This window comes from Serratia sp. Nf2 (genome assembly GCF_003028435.1).
Taxonomy (GTDB): domain Bacteria; phylum Pseudomonadota; class Gammaproteobacteria; order Enterobacterales; family Enterobacteriaceae; genus Serratia; species Serratia marcescens_L.
In genome coordinates this window covers 222,907-240,613 of record NZ_PYTW01000010.1, presented here as the reverse complement: position 1 = coordinate 240,613, position 17,707 = coordinate 222,907, and the positions used below count along the sequence as shown (strand labels likewise).

Sequence of the window (17,707 nt, the reverse complement as noted above, 5' to 3'; positions counted from 1 at the left end):
CGGCGCGCGTGGCGGTGGAAGCGGGTATCGCGGACTACTGGTACAAGTACGTGGGCCTGAACGGCGCCATCGTGGGCATGACCACCTTCGGTGAGTCGGCGCCGGCGGAGCAGCTGTTCGCCGAGTTCGGCTTCACCGTGGACAACGTGGTGGCCAAGGCGCAGGCGCTGCTGAAGTAAGCAACCCGGCGCCAGCCGATAAAAAAGCCGGTCATCGTGACCGGCTTTTTTTATGCCATCACCCGATGAATCTGCAAATATTGCAGCAGCATGATGGTCTTGCCGTCTTTAATACGGCCATCGGCGATCATCGCCACCGCTTCGCTGAACGGCAGTTCGATCACTTCAATATCTTCATCTTCAATGCCGCCGCCGGCCGCGCGTCGCTCATCGTCATGGTATTCGGCGATAAAGAAGTGCACGATCTCGGTCACGCCGCCCGGCGACATGTAGGCTTCGAAGATTTTCTTGACCTCACCCACCTGAAAACCGGTCTCTTCCACCGCTTCGCGGCGCGCACACTGCTCCGGAGAGTCGGCATCCAGCAGGCCGGCGCAGGCCTCAAGCAGCATGCCGCTTTCGTTGCCGTTGACATAGGTCGGCATGCGGAATTGATTGGTCAGCACCACCGTGCCCTTGGCGCGGTTGTACAGCAAAATGGTGGCGCCGTTGCCGCGATCGTAGACCTCGCGCATCTGTTGCACCGAACCGCCGTTTTTGCGTTTCAGATCGAACGTGTACTTGTGCAGCACATACCAGTTGTCCGACAACAGCTCTTTCTTCACATTCTCAATTTTCGACGACATGACCCTTTTCCCTTGAGTTGCAACCTGAAGATCATACCGCGATTACGCCGCGCCGCGGCAGACGATTTGCAACAAAAATCACACCGTACCCCGCCGGACAAGCCGGGACTTAACATTGCTTAAAATAATGGAAAATAAGTCGCGCTCAGGCGCATGACATTGCATAAAACCCAGTGCGATTCGCCCCCCAAAGACAAATCACCAGAGGAAACCGGCCCGCCGCTGAACATCGGTGGGCATTTCGCTATTCATTTGATTACACAACGACAATTGTTCCCGTTTTGTTGACAACTTGATACAAATCGCGGTGCAATTTAGTTGCAAAAGTTATAGTTTTGCTTTCGAATGAAACTGGCGAAGCGCCTCACCTGAGAGAAAAGGATTCCGTGATTGCTTGTTAAACGTTCCGTGACCGGCAGCCTGGCCAGAGCGCTGTTCGGCATCGTGATACTGTCGGTGCTCGCCACCGGGTTGGCGTTGACGACCGTCGCCGGCAGCCAAAGCGATGCCGAGGCGATCAACATTGCCGGTTCGCTGCGCATGCAAAGCTACCGCTTGGCCTTTGATCTTGACCGGCAGAGCCCGGAGCTGGAGCTGCACCTGCAGCAGTACCGACAATCTTTACAGGCGCCGGCGCTGCAAAAGCTGGCGCGCTTTTACGTTCCGGCTGAGGTGCGCAACCACTATCTGGCGCTGCAACGAACATGGCAAACGATGGAGCGGCAGATCCGTGACGGGCAGGCGGCCGCCTACCGGGCGGAGGTCGCCGGCTACGTCAACCGCGTCGATCATTTCGTTTCCGCTCTGCAGCGTTATTCCGAGTTGAAACTCACCCTGGTGGCCGCCGTCAGCGTACTGGGCTACGCCGCCATCATCGGCCTGGTGCTGTTCTGCATTCGTTTTATGCGCCGCCAGGTGGTCACGCCGCTGCAGCATCTGGTCGATGCCAGCCAGCGCGTGCAACAGCGCGATTTTCGCCACCCGCAGCTGGACGTGGCGCTGCCGAACGAACTCGGCGTGCTGTCGCAAACCTTCAGCGCCATGTCGGACGAGCTGGCCCGGCTCTATCAGTCGCTGGAGCTGAAAGTGCAGGAAAAGACCCGCCGCCTGCAGCAGGCCAACGAAACGCTGGAGGTGCTGTATCGCTGCTCGCAGGCGCTGAGCGTGCGCCAGATCGATCAGCAAGCGTTCGAAAATGTGCTGCGCATCGTGCGCCAAAGCGAACGACTGCGCTGCATCCGGTTGAACGTGGCGGACGATCATGGCCAGTGGCAACTGAACGAAGGAGAGCCGGCGCCGGCGCAAACCTGGAGCGCGCTGCCGATCACCCAAGGCGATAAACTGCTGGGCGAGTTGCGATGGCAGTCAGAAGCGCAGCCGCCGCATCCTCACCTGATGCAGAGCCTGGCCAACATGCTGGGGCGCGGCGTCTACTTCAACCGGGCGCAAAAGCAGTACCAATATCTGCTGTTGATGGAAGAGCGTGGGACCATCGCGCGCGAGCTGCACGATTCGCTGGCGCAGACGCTGTCGTTCCTGCGCATCCAGCTGACGCTGCTCAGGCGCGCCGCCGACGATCCGGCGGCGCAGACGATTATCGACGATTTCGATCGCACGCTGGCCGATGCCTATCGCCAGCTGAGAGAATTACTGGCCACCTTCCGCCTCAACATTCAGGAGGCGGATCTGAATGCCGCGCTGGAGCAACTGTTGCAGCCATTAAAGGCGCTAACCCCCGCGCGGATTCAGTTACACTGTCGGCTGCCCTCGCAGGCGCTCAACGCCCAGCAGCAGGTGCACGCGCTGCAGATCGTGCGCGAAGCGGTGCTCAATGCCGTCAAGCACGCCGGAGCAAGCGAGATCGCGGTGTGTTGCGAGGTCAACGCCGCAGGCGACAACGTATTCAGTATTACCGACGACGGTTGCGGCATCGCCAGTCTGGAAGAACCGGAAGGGCATTACGGCTTGACCATCATGAGCGAACGCGCGGCGCGACTGGGAGGAACGCTGCGCATCCGGCGCAGAAGCGGCGGCGGCACGGCGGTCTGCCTGACATTCTCGCCCTGACCTTGCGGCTGTTCACCCTGCGTTACGGTTACCGCCGGGCAGAAGACCGCCCGGAGAGGTTTGCGGTGCAGATTGCCGCTATTTTTGAAGAGACAGTCCCACTGTGAAGCACGCCTCCGGGCGCGTTTGAGTTGCTTTACTTGCTACAGGGAGCATATTTCATGGTGATGAAGCAATACCGAGTCATGATCGTTGACGATCATCCGTTGATGCGGCGCGGCATCAAACAACTGCTGGGACTGGATGCGCGATTTGGCGTGGTGGCAGAGGCCGGCAACGGCAGCGAGGCGGTTGCGCTGGCGCTGCAGTACGCTCCGGACGTGATCTTGTTGGATCTGAACATGAAGGGCATGTCCGGGCTGGATACGCTGCGGGCCCTGCGCGACGAAGGCGTGGACGCGCGCATCATCGTGCTGACGGTCTCCGACGCGCGCAGCGATCTGTACGCGCTGATCGACGCCGGCGCCGACGGCTATCTGCTGAAAGACAGTGAGCCGGAGCAACTGCTGGAACACATCAGCGCCGCCGCCGAGGGGCAGAACGTGATCAGCGATGCCATGGCCGACTATTTGCTGGCGCGCAGCGAGCAGCGCGATCCCTTCACCGCCTTGACCGAACGCGAACTGGACGTCTTGCAAGAGGTGGCGCGCGGCCTGTCCAACAAACAGGTGGCGGCGCAGTTGCATATCTCTGAGGAAACCGTGAAGGTGCACATCCGCAACATACTGCGCAAGCTGGACGTGCGTTCTCGCGTGGCGGCGACGGTGATGTACCTGGAGTACAAAAGCCACTGATCGCCCCGCCCCGGCCAATACGCCGGGGCCACTTACTCGATGGCGCTGAGCAGCGCCTGATGATGCTGATGCACCCAACTCTTGTTGAACGGCCCCCAGCTTTCCAGCTGATAGAAACCGTCGTTGTTGCGCACGCCCTGCTGCACGAACTGCAACTCGACGCCCATGCCGGGCAACGCCTTCAGCACATCCTGCAACGTGCGGCGCGGCCAGCCGGTCAACGCCATCAACCGCGGCACATTGGGCCGCTCACTGTGGCTAATCAGCCAGCATAAATAAAGCCGACGGGCAAATACCGGGTTAATTCCCATGCCAAGCTCCTGCTGTAAGGTGAGTCCAGTTTTTTACTTTCCTGTTCCCTGCGGCGAAGACATGCGCAAGGCCTTTGATAGTAATAAAAATGTCTTAATAGCGTACAATTATCGACGCCGGTGCATCCACGCCGTTTTCCGCTACCGTTATTTACACTATCTCCTTTTTTTCTCCACGCTTTCCTCGACTATCCCGAGTAAAGTGCAATAGCGCCGGAATCCTTCCCTGCCGCTGAAATGCATATTTCCGATGCGTTTTAAAGATAGAACAAGTCATAACGAGGTTCGCGCTGCATGGCCAATTTTTTTATTGATCGCCCGATTTTCGCCTGGGTGCTGGCAATTATTCTTTGCCTGACCGGGGCATTGGCGATTTTTTCTTTACCGGTGGAACAATACCCGAATTTGGCGCCGCCGAACGTGCGCATCAGCGCAACTTACCCAGGTGCTTCGGCGCAAACGCTGGAAAACACCGTCACGCAGATCATTGAACAGAATATGACCGGCCTCGACAACATGATGTATATGTCGTCGCAGAGCACCAATACCGGCCAGGCGACCGTCACGCTGACGTTCGAAGCCGGCACCGATCCCAACGAGGCGATGCAGCAGGTACAAAACCAGCTGCAGGCGGCGATCAAGCGCCTGCCGCAGGCGGTGCAGAATCAGGGGGTCACGGTGTCGAAATCCGGCGACACCACGCTGATGATGGTGGCGTTCGTCTCCACCGACAACAGCATGGACAAGCAGGACATCGCCGATTACATCGTCTCCAACCTGCAGGATCCGCTTAGCCGCATCAACGGCGTCGGCAGCATGGACGTGTACGGCTCGCAATACGCCATGCGCATCTGGCTCGATCCCAACAAGCTCAACAGTTACCAGCTCACGACCCAGGACGTGGTCAATGCCATTCAATCGCAGAACGCCCAGGTGGCGGTCGGCCAACTGGGCGGCACGCCATCGGTCGATAAACAGGCGTTGAACGCCACCATCAACGCCCAGTCGCAGCTCCAGACGCCGGAACAGTTCCGTCAGATCACCCTGCGGGTCAATCAGGACGGATCGCTGGTGACGCTGGGCAACGTCGCCACCGTCGAACTGGGCGGCGAGAACTACAACTACCTCAGCCGCTACAACGGCATGCAGGCCGCGGGCATGAATATCAAGCTGGCCTCCGGCGCCAACGAACTGCAGACCGACCAGTTGGTGAAGGACAAGATCGCCGAGCTGTCGCAGTACTTCCCGCACGGGCTGGAGGCCAAAGTGGCCTATGAAACCACCCCGTTCGTCAAAGCCTCGATCAAAGACGTGGTGAAAACGCTGCTGGAAGCCATCCTGCTGGTGTTCCTGGTGATGTACCTGTTTCTGCAGAACTTCCGCGCCACGCTGATCCCCACCATCGCCGTGCCGGTGGTGTTGATGGGCACCTTCGCCATCCTTTCCGCCTGCGGCTTCAGCATCAACACCCTCACCATGTTCGCCATGGTGCTGGCGATCGGCCTGCTGGTGGACGACGCCATCGTGGTGGTGGAAAACGTCGAGCGCGTGATGAGCGAAGAAGGCCTGCCGCCGCGCGAGGCCACGCGCAAATCCATGGGGCAGATCCAGAGCGCGCTGGTCGGCATCGCGCTGGTGCTGTCGGCGGTGTTCGTGCCGATGGCGTTCTTCGGCGGCACCACCGGCGCCATCTATCGCCAGTTCTCCATCACCATCGTCTCCGCCATGGTGCTGTCGGTACTGGTGGCGATGATCCTGACCCCGGCCCTGTGCGCCACGCTGCTCAAACCGATCGCCAAGGGGCACCACCACGGCAAGCGCGGCTTCTTCGGCTGGTTCAACCGTATGTTCAACCGCAACACCGAACGCTATGAGCGCGGCGTGGGGCGCATCCTGCACGCCAGCGGCCGATACATGGTGATTTATCTGCTGTTGCTGGGCGGCATGGCGCTGCTGTTCATCAAGCTGCCGACCTCGTTCCTGCCGCAGGAAGACCGCGGCATCTTCACCGTACAGGTGCAGCTGCCGGCAGGTTCGACCCTGCAGCAAACGTCCAAAGTGGTGGAAAAGGTCGAACAGTACTTCCTCACCGAAGAGAAACAGGACGTGGTGTCGGTGTTCGCCATCATCGGCTCCGGGCCGGGGGGCAACGGCCAAAACGTGGCGCGTCTGTTCATTCGGCTGAAAGACTGGGACCTGCGCACGGCGGGCGCCAACAGCTCATTCGACATCATCGATCGCGCCACGCTGGCATTCAGCAAGATTAACGAAGCCCGGGTGATCGCCAGCAGTCCGCCGGCGATCACCGGCCTCGGCAACTCCTCCGGCTTCGATATGGAGTTGGAGGACCACGCCGGGCTCGGCCACGCCAAGCTGATGGCGGCGCGCGATCAGCTGCTGCAGCTGGCCGCGCAAAACCCGCTGCTGTCGCGCGTGCGTCACAACGGCCTGGACGACAGCCCGCAGTTGCAAATCGACATCGATCAACGCAAGGCGCAAGCGCTGGGCGTGTCGATCGACGACATCAACAATACCCTCTCCACCGCCTGGGGCTCGACCTACGTCAACGACTTCGTCGACCGCGGGCGGGTGAAAAAAGTTTACGTGCAGGCCGCGGCGCCGTTCCGCATGTTGCCGGATGACATCAACAAATGGTATGTGCGCAACGGCGCGGGCGGCATGGTGCCGTTTTCGGCCTTCGCCAGCTCGCACTGGGAGTACGGTTCGCCGCGGCTGGAACGCTATAACGGCAGCTCGGCGCTGGAGATCGTCGGCGAAGCGGCTAACGGCGTCAGTTCCGGCACCGCCATGATGGAAATGGAAAAACTGGTCAGCCAACTGCCGACCGGTTTTGGCCTCGAGTGGACGGCGATGTCCTATCAGGAACGGCTGTCCGGCTCGCAGGCGCCGGCGCTGTACGCCATCTCGCTGCTGGTGGTGTTCCTGTGTCTGGCGGCGCTGTACGAGAGCTGGTCGATTCCGTTCTCGGTGATGCTGGTGGTGCCGCTGGGGGTGATCGGCGCGGTCGCCGCTACCTGGCTGCGCGGGCTGGAGAACGACGTTTATTTCCAGGTCGGCCTGTTGACCATCATTGGGCTGTCGGCGAAAAACGCCATTCTGATCGTCGAATTCGCCAATGAACTGAATCAGAAAGGGCAGGATCTGATGTCGGCGACGCTCGAAGCTTCACGCATGCGTCTGCGCCCGATCCTGATGACCTCGCTGGCGTTTATCTTCGGCGTGCTGCCGATGACCATCAGCAGCGGCGCCGGCTCAGGCAGCCAGCATGCGGTCGGCACCGGGGTGATGGGCGGCATGATCTCCGCCACCCTGCTGGCCATTTTCTTCGTGCCGCTGTTCTTCGTGCTGGTGCGCCGCCGCTTCCCGGGGAAACCGCATCCGGCAGCCACGCCGACCACCGAGGAGTAACAGACAGCGCATAAAAAAAGCAGCGTCGGGTTACCGATGCTGCTTTATTTCGAACGATAATCTCGTTCCCAAGGTGTTTCAGTGACGCTCCAATGACTCAACCTTGCCATCTGCTTCAACGCTGTGTCAGTTGCCCAACATCTCATCAATGAAGTCTTTCCAGTTTCCTAATTCACGATCAACCATAATACTTTACAACCTCAATTATTTGACGAAGCGGATTCTACGCCTGTTTTTTGACCATGTGAAGGGAAACGGGAACGATGCCGGGCCCGGAAACCGGGCTTAGCGCACATTTTCGTATTTATCTCATCAATGTGTTGTGCAGCTATTCCCTTGTGATATCAATTTCTCCACGGTAGCGTGTAAAAGGTATAAAAATACGCCAATGGAGCGCCGATCATGTCCACCTCTTTGTCTCTCTCGCAGTTGAAAACGCAGGGCCGCTATCAGGAAGCGACTGCGCTGGCGTTACGGCAACTGGCGGCCGAACCGGAAGCGGCGATATTGCACCTTCAGCTGGCCTGCCTGTATGACGTGCAGGGCCTGGAGCAACAGGCCATTCCCTGCTACCTCGCGGCGCTGGCCCGCGATTTGCCGCCCGCCCAGCGCCGCGAGGCCTGGCTGGGCCTCGGCAGCACCTACCGCGCCCTGGGAGAATATCCGGCTTCGTTACGGGCTTTCGACGACGGCCTGACCGAGTTCCCGCAGGCCAACGAGCTGATGTTGTTTCGCGCCATGGCGCTGTACAACCTGGGTGAAAATAAACGGGCCGTGGCCGATCTGTTGTTGCTGTTGGCGGACACCTCGTCAGACCCCGACATTCGCGGCTATCAGCGCGCCATTCGGCACTATGCCGCCGATCTCAATCTTATTGGTTAGAGGAAAACGATGGAAATTGTCACCGATCTGAACCGCCGCGCCATCGACTGGCAGCGGCTGTGCGAATTGCTGGAGGCCGCCGGGCTGGGCAAACGCGATCCGCACACCCTGCGGCGCGTTTACCAACACAGCCAGTTTTGCTATTGGGGGTTTATCGGCGACGAACTGATCGCCACCGCGCACGCCATCAGCGATCTGACCTCGGTCGCCTACCTGGCCGACGTGGCGATCGATCCGCGCTTTCAAGGGCAAGGGCTGGGACGCAGGTTGATGGATCGGGTAATGCAAGATTTGGCGCCGCTCGGCAAGATTTTCATCTATTCCGTGCCGGAAAAGCGGGCCTTCTATAAAAAGTACGGCTTTCACGATTTGGCCACCGGCATGGTGTATGCGGACGGCGCCTCTCTGCAGCGCCTGCAACAGGGAGGCTACGTGCGTTAAACGCGCTTCACAAAGTTTTGCTCATAAAGACGCGGCTGGTTCCCGGCGGCAAGCAAGGCACCTCCCCCATACGCTGCCAGCCATGCCGTTGATAAAAGTCCGGCGCCTGAAAGCTGATGGTGTACAACACGGCCGAAAGGCAACCGCGCCGGCGGCCTTCCTGTTCGAAACGGCGCAACAGTTCGCTGCCCAACCCCGCGCCGCGCAGCGCTTCCGGCAGATAAAAGAGATCGAGAAACAGCAGCCCTAATGATGAACGTCCGGTAATTCCCCCCAGAACGTCCCCACTGTCGGGATCTTTTACCACCACCGCCAGCGGCAGACGATCGCCGTAGCCGATCTGTTGATCATTAAAACGGTCCAACCCCTCCGCAATACAAGACGTTATTTCCGGTGTTACCCGATCGGAAATTTCGATATGACATTCTTTCACACCAGCTCTCCGTATCAATCGCCCACATTACGCGCTGTTCGTCGCTCAAAACATCGCATTTTCTTTGTTTAGATTTATCTTTATCTCAATTTCAAACCGAATTTCCGCATAAACTCATCGACTGTCTTTCCACCGTTCAAAATAAAACCGCCATCACGGCAAGAAAACAAGAAATATCTTAGTTATTAACTCATTAACGAAATCAGCCACGCTAAAGCTATCGATAAAAACGATCGAATTTAATTTCGCGATAGGTGGCATCTATGTTAATTCCTTTTAATAACCTGAGTATTAATAGAGGATTTCTATTCTATTAAACCGCCTCCGGCCAAAGGGCCGGCTAAAAAGCAGATTTACTCTTTATAAATCATGTTAGTATATGAGACTTTCCTTATTTGCCGCTGCCGAGAGAGGGCCTCCGTCTGCGCGACAAGATAAGTTCAATGTGAAATTATTTAGATTGTTTCTTTTTTTATGTTTTAAGATATCGTTCCTCACCGGGAAATAGAAAGTAAAGGACTATAATAAAATGGAAATTGATATTTTCAGCGAGTGTGCCTATACCACCGTCGGCATCCGACAACTCTTTAAGCAAACCTGGGCGGAAAAACGTGCACCGGCCGGCTTTAGCCGCAAAAGAGTCTGCTTTATCGATGTCACCATCGCCAATTTTGAAGCGCGTTACCGCGATGAATATGCCAACCCCAACACCTACAAAATAGTCATTATCACCGACTGCCCGCATGAAATGGTGATTGTCGACAATAAGACCATTATATTATCAAACCTTATATCATTGAGCCGTTTCAGCCACCTGATCGGCGACTTATATAAGCGTTACAGTCACTATACCGAGCCGCCGCAACTCTCCCAGCGCGAGTCCCTTTTCCTCTCGGAGTGGTCGACGGGAAAATCGCTGACCGATATCAGCAATGCCATGAATATCAGAAATAAAACCGCCAATCATTACAAGTCGCGAATAATGAAAAAATTCGGCACCAGCAGGATAAAACCGCTGTTGCATATTACCCGCGTACGGTGTTTAACCGATCGTTTAAACATAAGAATAAATAAAGAATAGCGTTTTCTTTCCCAGAACCGCAGGGGTAGCTGAACGCATTCGCCGGCGTCTTTTAACAGCACCGCCGGCGAAGGTCGCCGTTTCATCGCTTTGACAGCCTCTTTCCCTGGCCCCCAATCGCATCTCACGCGCATCGTTGTCTGGATCTCGCCGCCGCTTTACTGGCATTATCTCTGCTATCGCCGGGCGGCGAGAAGGCCTAAGATCGCGTCCGCCGCCCAGTATCGACTCGACGAGACAGGTAGCTTTACGCCATGGCAAACAAACCGCAACAGACAACGCTGACGATGTACGGCATCAAAAACTGCGACACCATCAAAAAAGCCCGCCGCTGGCTGGAAGATCAGGGCGTGACCTATCATTTTCACGACTATCGCGCCGACGGCCTGACCGAACAGCAGTTGCGCGGCTTCGTCGCGCAACTGGGTTGGGAGCCGCTGCTCAATACCCGCGGCACCACCTGGCGCAAGCTGGATGAAGCGCAGCGCAATGCCTGCGATAACGCCGACGCCGCCATCGCGCTGATGCTGGCGCAACCGGCAATCATTAAACGTCCACTGCTGGACGACGGCAACGGCCACGCGCTGCTCGGTTTCAACGCCGACGCTTACCAACAATTTATCGCCGAGGTTGCCGTATGACTTGCCCGGTTATCGAACTGGCCCAGCAGTTGATCAAACGCCCTTCCCTCAGCCCGAATGACGAAGGCTGCCAGCAGCTGATGATCGAACGTTTGCAGGCGATCGGCTTCACCGTCGAAGCCATGGACTTCGAAGACACCCAAAACTTCTGGGCCTGGCGCGGCGAAGGGCAAACCCTGGCGTTTGCCGGGCACACCGACGTGGTGCCGACCGGCGATGAAAAACGCTGGGACAATCCGCCGTTTGAACCGGCAATCCGCGACGGCATGCTTTATGGCCGCGGTGCGGCAGACATGAAAGGCTCGTTGGCCGCGATGGTGGTAGCTGCGGAACGCTTTGTCGCCGCCAACCCGAATCATCGGGGCCGCCTGGCATTTCTGATCACTTCAGATGAAGAGGCCAGCGCCACCCACGGCACGGTTAAAGTGGTCGAAACGCTGATGGCGCGCAACGAGCGGCTTGATTACTGCCTGGTCGGCGAGCCGTCCAGCACCGAGCGCGTCGGCGACGTGGTGAAAAACGGCCGTCGCGGCTCCATCACCGCCAACCTGCATATCCACGGCGTACAGGGGCACGTCGCCTATCCGCACCTGGCGGACAACCCGGTGCACCGCGCCATGCCGGCGCTGAATGAACTGGTGGCGATCGAATGGGATCGCGGCAACGAGTTCTTCCCGCCGACCAGCATGCAGATCGCCAACGTGCAGGCAGGCACTGGCAGCAACAACGTGATCCCGGGCGATCTCTACGTGCAATTCAACTTCCGTTTCAGCACCGAACTCACCGACGCGATGATCAAGCAGCGCGTGGAAGAGCTGCTGGAACGCCACCAGTTGAATTACAGCATCGAGTGGCGGCTGTCCGGCCAGCCGTTCCTCACCTCGCGCGGCGCGCTGGTGGATGCGGTGGTCAACGCCGTCGAGCACTATTCTGAATTGACGCCGCAGCTGCTGACCACCGGCGGCACCTCCGACGGCCGCTTCATCGCGCAGATGGGCGCGCAGGTGGTAGAACTGGGGCCGGTCAACGCCACCATCCACAAGGTCAACGAATGTGTCAACGCCGCGGATCTGCAGCTGCTGAGCCGCATGTATCAACGCATCATGGAGCAATTGGTCGCATGATCAACGCAGAGATGCTCACCGGCCGCTCAACCGAACACCTGGCGCCGCTGAGCGGGAACCATCGGCTGCAGCCGCAGGCAGTCAACGCCTTCCTGGCGATGCAGCAGGCCGCGCGTGAGGCGGGATTCGATCTCCAGCCCGCCAGCACCTTCCGCGATTTCGACCGGCAACTGGCTATCTGGAATGGCAAATTCTGCGGCCAGCGGCCAGTATTAGATAAGGACAGCCGCCCGATAGACGTTGCGCCGCTGTCCGCCGCCGAGCGCTGTGAGGCGATCCTGCGCTGGTCGGCCCTGCCGGGCGCCAGCCGCCATCACTGGGGCAGCGATCTGGACGTTTACGATCCGTCGCTGCTGCCGGAAGGGCAAAAGCTGCAGCTGGAGCCGTGGGAATATGAAGAAGGCGGTTACTTTGCGCCGCTCAACCAATGGCTGACGGCGCATATGGCCGAGTTCGGTTTCTATCGCCCCTTTACCGAAGACAGCGGTGGCGTGGCGGTGGAGCCGTGGCATCTGAGCTACCGGCCGCTGGCGCAAGAAGCCGAACATTTGCTGACCCCGGCGCTGTTGCTGGCGGCCTGGCAAGATAAGGAGGTCGCCGGTGTTGAATGGCTCGAACGCCATCTGCCCTCGATTTTTTCGCGTTTTATACGCAGTGAAGGAAAGGAGTAGCTATGCAATGGTTAGCTGATTACTGGTGGATTATCCTGCTGATCCTGGTGGGAATGGTCGTCAGCGGCATTAAGGAACTGCGCCGCGTCGACGTGAAAAGCTATCTGGCCAACAAGCCGGAGATACCGCCGCACCGCGACAACAACGCCCAGTGGGATGACGAAGACGACTGGCCGAAAAAGAAATGACATCAGGGCGCTCATCGGCGCCCTGAATTTTTAGCGAAAGGCGATCAGCTCGCCGCGCTTGCCGGACAATGCCTCGTCCCAGTAGCGCTGCGGCACATAATAATGCAGCCTTTCCAGCGCGGCGTTCATCATGCCCTGGTTGATTGCGTGCCCGACGTTTTCCTCCACGTCCAGCGTAAAATCGGCGCCGCCGGCCCGTAGCGCTTCTGCCGCCGCGTGAGCGTGTTGCACCGCGATCACCGCGTCCTCTTCACCGTGGATCAAATGCACCACGCTGTCGCCGAAAGCCTGCTCGGGCAGCTGAGCGAAACGCCCGCTGAACGCGACCACGCGCCCGGCTAGCCGGGTTTCCGCTTTCAACGCCTCAAGCGCCATGATCGCCCCCTGCGAGAACCCCACCAGCGCCGTGCCGGCATAGCCTACACCGCTCAGCTGCTGCCAATGGCGCACCACCGCCACAAACTGCGGCATTACGTCTGCGATGCGGGCCGCGCGATTTTCGTCGGTCACGTCCTGCACCGAAAACCACTGGCGCCCGGCGCCGTTGCCGAACGCTTCGGGGCCACCGATGCTCACCACCTGTGCCTGAGGAAAGTCTTTGGCGAAATAGCTGCCGATCTCCCCCATCGCCACCGGGTTGTCGCCGACACCGTGAAACAGCAAGATCAGCTGCGCCGCCGGGGTCGCCGGACTTTGGACAACGAAATGCTCATGTTTCATCGATGACTCCTTAATAGTAACCAAACCTGGTGCGGCGACAGTCGCCGCCACACCGCTGACAGTGACTATACGCCGTTGAGAAATCGGGAAAATCGGGTTTTATTGAGCGAGTTATTCAATTTATTGCAACGACTGCGTCCAGTCGCGCCAGTAGCGACAGTGCTGCGCATTCAGCTGTTCCAGCGCCTGCGCCGCTTCGTACCGCCAGTGGCGCAGCAAGGCTTTCTGGCCGCTGACGCCCGCCAGCTCCGCGCAGGCCGCCGGGGATTGCCGCCGTTGCAGATGGCCGCGCAGCGCGGGCAGCGGCAGATTGCTGGCCAACAGCAAACGCTGCAATGCCCCCAGGCTGGCCTCCAGCGGCCGATGGGCGAAAGCGAACCCGGCCAGCTCGCGCCAATCCTCTTCGCCCAGCGGCGTATCGCCGTCGTCGCCCGGGATCGCCAGCGCGAGTTCAATACGCTGCCGCAGCCAGGGCCAGTCGCGCGCCAGATGCTTGTGCGCCGCGTGCCGCAGCGCCTCTCCTTGCTCGCTCAGGGGCAAGATAGCCATCGCGGTATAGCAGCCGCTGCTGGCCTCCGGCTTGCTGCCGATGCGCACCAGCTCGAAACCGCAGGATTGCCAAAAGCGCCACAGCGGCTCGGTATAGCCGAAGCTGACCGACAGAAAATCCAGCCCCTGCGCCTGACGGCGTTGCCGCTCGACCAGCTGACGCGCGATACCCTGCCGCCTCAGTGCCGGCAGCGTCGCGGTGCGGGTAATGCGGCGTGACCGCAGCGTCGGCGCCCACCACTGGCCGCCATGCGCCGCCAGCGACTGCGCCACCAGGTTGCCGCGCGGCCGGCGGCGGCCGGCCCACACGTCGTGCGCCAACTCGGCGCTCAAGCCGCCCTCGTCCACCAGCCACACGGCACCAACTACCTCCTGCCCGGCCTGCGCCAGCCCGAAATGCATGCCGGGCGCATCCATCAGCCTGCGCAAATCCAGCGGCGAGGTACGGTAATGCGCGCTGCTCAGCAGGGCATAGAAACGCGCCAGCCGCTGCGGATCGGCGCACAGCTCACGCTGCTCCGCCTGACTGTAATCGATCGCCTGGCCATCCGCCGGCCAGGCGGGCAGCTCATTAAACAACAGCGCATTGTCCGTTATCCGTTCCAGCGCATCCCCCTGCGCCCAGCGCATCGGCTGTTGCAGGCTCAACGCCTGATAGGAAGGCAGCCCGGCGCAAAACTTCAGCAGAAAACCGCGGCCGGTACCCTCATACCCCTGTACCGTGGTGGTCAACAACACGCGAGGGAAATAACCGATCAACTGCTGCAACAGCGGCGCGGGGATCGCCGCCGCTTCATCCACCAGCAGCCAGCCCACGGCGCTGACGTCCCCCTCCCGGCACTGCGCCAGCAAGGCATCCGGCGCCCAAAACTGCGCGCGCCCCTGCGCCCACTCCCCGGCCACCTCAGTGGCGGCGCGGCTCGGCCCGGTTATCCAACAGGTCAGCGGCGACTGCGCCACCAGCATGCCGGCCAGCGTCGATTTGCCACGACCGCGCGCGGCGGTCAGCACCCACACGCCGGATTCGGCCTGCAGCAGCGTCGTCAAGATAGCCTGCTGTTCCCCGGTCGGCCGGCCATCCGGCGGTTGCCAACCCTCGCGCGCCGGCAGCGCGGCCAGCGTCAGGGGCTCATCCTGCCGCCAGATCGTCACTTCGCGGTCATCGGCCAGATGCTGCTGCAAATGGTGGATGAAATGCGGAGTGGTAATCGGCTGCGGGCAATCGCTCCAGCGCAGGCTGTCGCCGTCCGGCTGCTGAGGCCATTGCCGCCAGGGCGGCGTCAGCAACAGCAGCCAACTGCCGGCGCGCAATGCGCCGCACAGCGCCGCCAACGCCTCCACGTCCAGCGACTGACTGGCATCGAACACCGCGTGCAGCCGCTCCTGCCCCAGCAATTGGCGCACGGCGCCACTCGCCAACGCCGTCGGGCCGGGCGGCGGGTTTTCCCCCACCCACGGCCAGTCACCCGGCAGGATCGCCGCCAGCCGCTGTGCCTGTTCGCGACACCAGTCGGGTTCGCCGCTGAGCACCAGCAGGCGCCGGATGCCCTGTCGCCGCATGAGTTGTTGCGCTGCCTGTAACATAAGGCTGTGTCTCAATCCGAAAAAAATGCCGGAGTCAGGCTCCGGCACTTGAGGCGTTAACGGGATGCAAAGGTGTTGCAGGTATTGGGATCGCCGCTGTCGAAGCCCTGTTTAAACCAGGTGTAACGCTGCTGCGAGGTGCCGTGAGTGAAGCTGTCCGGCACGACGCGGCCCTGACTCTGCTGCTGCAACCGATCGTCGCCAATCGCCTGCGCGGCGTTCAGCGCCGCCTGCAGGTCGCCCTCTTCCAGCATCTGCTGCTTCTCGGCATATTTGCCCCACACGCCGGCGAAGCAGTCCGCCTGCAGCTCCATTTTCACCGACAGGCGGTTCACTTCCGCCTGGCTGGCGCCCTGCTGCATCTGGCGGACCTTGGGCTCGATGCCCAACAGGTTCTGCACGTGGTGGCCGACTTCGTGCGCCACCACATAGGCCTGGGCGAAATCACCGCCGGCACCCAGCTTGGTTTTCATGTCCTGATAGAAAGACAGATCGATATACACCGTTTTGTCACCCGGGCAGTAGAACGGCCCCATCGCCGCCTGACCGGTGCCGCAGCTGGTGCGCGTCACGCCGCGATACATCACCAGCTTCGGCGGTTGATAGGTTTTGCCCATGCGCTGGAAAATCTCTTTCCAGTTATCCTCGGTCGAAGCCAGCACCACCGAGGTGAATTTGGCCAGCTCATCGTCTTTCGGACTGATGTTGGCGCTCTGTTGTTGACCCTGCGGTGCGACGTTACCGCCGTTCAATAGCGGCGACAGATCGATGCCGTAATAGCCGGCCACCAGCACCACCACCAGAATGACGATGCCGCCCTTGCCGCGCACCGGCACGCGGAAACCGCCGCCACCGCCGCCCAAACCTGAAGACTGCCCGCGACGATCCTCAACATTGTCACTTTCCCGACGCCCTTGCCAACGCATAAATATACTCCAGATATTTCCCCTGCTCGTTGAAGTTGCGCCGCGATCGTAAGCGCAAAGGCAGCTTCAAGCCTGAGTGGGATAGGTTTTAGTCATCTCGCATCCATCATTATAAATGGTCTGCCGCGGAGGAAATGTAGAAATTTTCTGGAAAAACGCAGAATAGCGGGACGATCCGGTCGGATCGCCCCGAATGGCGGTGCCGACGCTTAGTCGAGTTTCACGCCGATGCGGCGCGCTACTTCTTCGTAGGCTTCGATCAGGCCGCCCAGGCTTTGACGGAAACGGTCTTTGTCCATCTTGTCCAGAGTGTTTTTGTCCCACAGGCGGCAGCCGTCCGGCGAGAACTCATCGCCCAGCACCACTTCGCCGTTGAACAGGCCGAACTCCAGTTTGAAGTCGACCAGGATCAGGCCCGCGTCGTCGAACAGCTGGGTCAACACGTCGTTAGCGCGGTAACTCAGCTCACGCATGCGCGCCAGATGTTCTTTGCTCACCCAGCCGAAGGTTTCGCAGTAGGATTCGTTGACCATCGGATCGTGCATGGCGTCGTTTTTCAGGAACAGATCGAACAGCGGCGGGTTCAGCACCAGGCCTTCTTCGATGCCCAGACGCTTCACCAGCGAACCGGCGGCGCGGTTGCGGATCACGCATTCCACCGGCACCATGTCCAGCTTCTTCACCAGCACTTCGTTGTCGGACAGCAGACGCTCCATCTGGGTCGGGATGCCGGCTTCTTCCAGTTTGCTCATGATGAAATGGTTGAACTTGTTGTTCACCATGCCTTTGCGATCGAACTGCTCAATGCGCTGACCATCCAGTGCTGACGTATCGTTGCGGAACTCCAACACCAACAGATCGGGATTCTCGGTGGTGTAAACGGTTTTTGCCTTTCCGCGATACAGCTCAGCTAGCTTTTGCATCTTACTTACTCCAGTGATGTATCCCCGATGTCTCCCGAGCGCGGCCCGAAATTAGGGGGTATAGAATTGACCTAATGAATTCTTTGGCGTGCCGGACACTATTGTGCCAAACCTGCGACGCAAACGATACCGTATCGA

18 protein-coding genes and 1 pseudogene are annotated in these 17,707 nt (G+C 59.7%); 11 read left to right on the top strand and 8 right to left on the bottom strand.

What is annotated here, in order from left to right; translation table 11 throughout:
* Positions 1–179: pseudogene (locus C9411_RS21325) on the top strand (transketolase); the annotation flags it as partial.
* A 50-nt stretch (positions 180–229) separates the two neighbouring features.
* Here C9411_RS21325 and nudK read toward each other — a convergent pair.
* Complete coding sequence (gene nudK, locus C9411_RS21320) at positions 230–805, bottom strand: GDP-mannose pyrophosphatase NudK (RefSeq protein ID WP_033635486.1); 576 nt, start codon at positions 803–805, stop codon at positions 230–232.
* A gap of 390 nt (positions 806–1,195) precedes the next feature.
* Between nudK and narQ the strand changes: the two genes are divergently transcribed.
* Complete coding sequence (narQ, locus tag C9411_RS21315) at positions 1,196–2,872, top strand: nitrate/nitrite two-component system sensor histidine kinase NarQ (RefSeq protein ID WP_107227879.1); 1,677 nt, start codon at positions 1,196–1,198, stop codon at positions 2,870–2,872.
* A 161-nt stretch (positions 2,873–3,033) separates the two neighbouring features.
* Complete coding sequence (locus C9411_RS21310) at positions 3,034–3,666, top strand: response regulator (RefSeq protein ID WP_107227878.1); 633 nt, start codon at positions 3,034–3,036, stop codon at positions 3,664–3,666.
* 32 nt (positions 3,667–3,698) lie between these two features.
* On the opposite strand, the gene C9411_RS21305 is transcribed toward C9411_RS21310, so the two are convergent.
* Positions 3,699–3,977 (bottom strand): helix-turn-helix domain-containing protein, encoded by a 279-nt coding sequence (locus C9411_RS21305; RefSeq protein WP_004941750.1) that lies wholly within the window; start codon positions 3,975–3,977, stop codon positions 3,699–3,701.
* A gap of 294 nt (positions 3,978–4,271) precedes the next feature.
* On the opposite strand from C9411_RS21305, the gene acrD reads away from it, so the two are divergent.
* Positions 4,272–7,406, top strand: coding sequence for a multidrug efflux RND transporter permease AcrD (acrD, locus tag C9411_RS21300; protein WP_107227877.1), 3,135 nt, complete (start codon positions 4,272–4,274; stop codon positions 7,404–7,406).
* Positions 7,407–7,532: 126 nt separating this feature from the next.
* Here acrD and ypfM read toward each other — a convergent pair whose 3' ends face one another.
* Positions 7,533–7,592 carry a protein YpfM gene (gene ypfM / locus C9411_RS21295; RefSeq protein WP_100396732.1) on the bottom strand — a complete coding sequence of 20 codons (60 nt, stop codon included), beginning with the start codon at positions 7,590–7,592 and terminating at the stop codon, positions 7,533–7,535.
* A 216-nt stretch (positions 7,593–7,808) separates the two neighbouring features.
* Here ypfM and C9411_RS21290 point away from each other — a divergent pair, with 216 nt between their 5' ends.
* Together C9411_RS21290 and C9411_RS21285 are read left to right on the top strand one after the other, a co-directional pair.
* The gene (locus C9411_RS21290) at positions 7,809–8,288 is read left to right on the top strand and encodes a tetratricopeptide repeat protein (protein ID WP_063990459.1); all 480 of its coding nucleotides are present in this window, start codon (positions 7,809–7,811) and stop codon (positions 8,286–8,288) included.
* Positions 8,289–8,297: 9 nt separating this feature from the next.
* Entirely contained in the window at positions 8,298–8,729 is a 432-nt protein-coding gene (locus C9411_RS21285; RefSeq protein ID WP_107227876.1) for a GNAT family N-acetyltransferase, read from the top strand.
* Positions 8,730–8,736: 7 nt separating this feature from the next.
* Here the strand turns inward: C9411_RS21285 and C9411_RS21280 are convergent, their stop codons facing one another.
* Positions 8,737–9,162: an N-acetyltransferase gene (locus tag C9411_RS21280; protein ID WP_063990461.1), complete on the bottom strand. Its 426-nt coding sequence runs from the start codon at positions 9,160–9,162 to the stop codon at positions 8,737–8,739.
* Between the two features lie 529 nt (positions 9,163–9,691).
* Between C9411_RS21280 and C9411_RS21275 the strand changes: the two genes are divergently transcribed.
* From C9411_RS21275 to C9411_RS21255, 5 genes are all read left to right on the top strand, one after another.
* Positions 9,692–10,243, top strand: coding sequence for a LuxR C-terminal-related transcriptional regulator (locus C9411_RS21275; RefSeq protein WP_063990462.1), 552 nt, complete (start codon positions 9,692–9,694; stop codon positions 10,241–10,243).
* Between the two features lie 254 nt (positions 10,244–10,497).
* The gene (locus C9411_RS21270; protein WP_060438228.1) at positions 10,498–10,884 is read left to right on the top strand and encodes an ArsC family reductase; all 387 of its coding nucleotides are present in this window, start codon (positions 10,498–10,500) and stop codon (positions 10,882–10,884) included.
* The gene (dapE, locus tag C9411_RS21265; RefSeq protein WP_063990463.1) at positions 10,881–12,008 is read left to right on the top strand and encodes a succinyl-diaminopimelate desuccinylase; all 1,128 of its coding nucleotides are present in this window, start codon (positions 10,881–10,883) and stop codon (positions 12,006–12,008) included. Before C9411_RS21270 ends, dapE begins: the two co-directional genes overlap by 4 nt.
* Positions 12,005–12,679 (top strand): M15 family metallopeptidase, encoded by a 675-nt coding sequence (locus C9411_RS21260; protein WP_063990464.1) that lies wholly within the window; start codon positions 12,005–12,007, stop codon positions 12,677–12,679. Before dapE ends, C9411_RS21260 begins: the two co-directional genes overlap by 4 nt.
* 2 nt (positions 12,680–12,681) lie before the next feature.
* Complete coding sequence (locus C9411_RS21255) at positions 12,682–12,867, top strand: YpfN family protein (RefSeq protein ID WP_060428639.1); 186 nt, start codon at positions 12,682–12,684, stop codon at positions 12,865–12,867.
* 30 nt (positions 12,868–12,897) lie between these two features.
* Here the strand turns inward: C9411_RS21255 and ypfH are convergent, their stop codons facing one another.
* The 4 genes from ypfH to purC all read right to left on the bottom strand — a co-directional run bounded on the left by ypfH (position 12,898) and on the right by purC (position 17,569).
* Positions 12,898–13,587, bottom strand: a complete 690-nt coding sequence (gene ypfH / locus C9411_RS21250) for an esterase (protein ID WP_063990465.1) — start codon at positions 13,585–13,587, stop codon at positions 12,898–12,900.
* A gap of 120 nt (positions 13,588–13,707) precedes the next feature.
* Positions 13,708–15,720, bottom strand: coding sequence for a tRNA(Met) cytidine acetyltransferase TmcA (locus tag C9411_RS21245; RefSeq protein ID WP_107227875.1), 2,013 nt, complete (start codon positions 15,718–15,720; stop codon positions 13,708–13,710).
* A gap of 56 nt (positions 15,721–15,776) precedes the next feature.
* Entirely contained in the window at positions 15,777–16,646 is an 870-nt protein-coding gene (locus tag C9411_RS21240) for a neutral zinc metallopeptidase (protein ID WP_060428635.1), read from the bottom strand.
* Between the two features lie 209 nt (positions 16,647–16,855).
* On the bottom strand, positions 16,856–17,569 hold the full coding sequence (purC, locus tag C9411_RS21235; protein WP_107227874.1) for a phosphoribosylaminoimidazolesuccinocarboxamide synthase: 714 nt from the start codon (positions 17,567–17,569) through the stop codon (positions 16,856–16,858).
* Positions 17,570–17,707 lie beyond the last annotated feature (138 nt).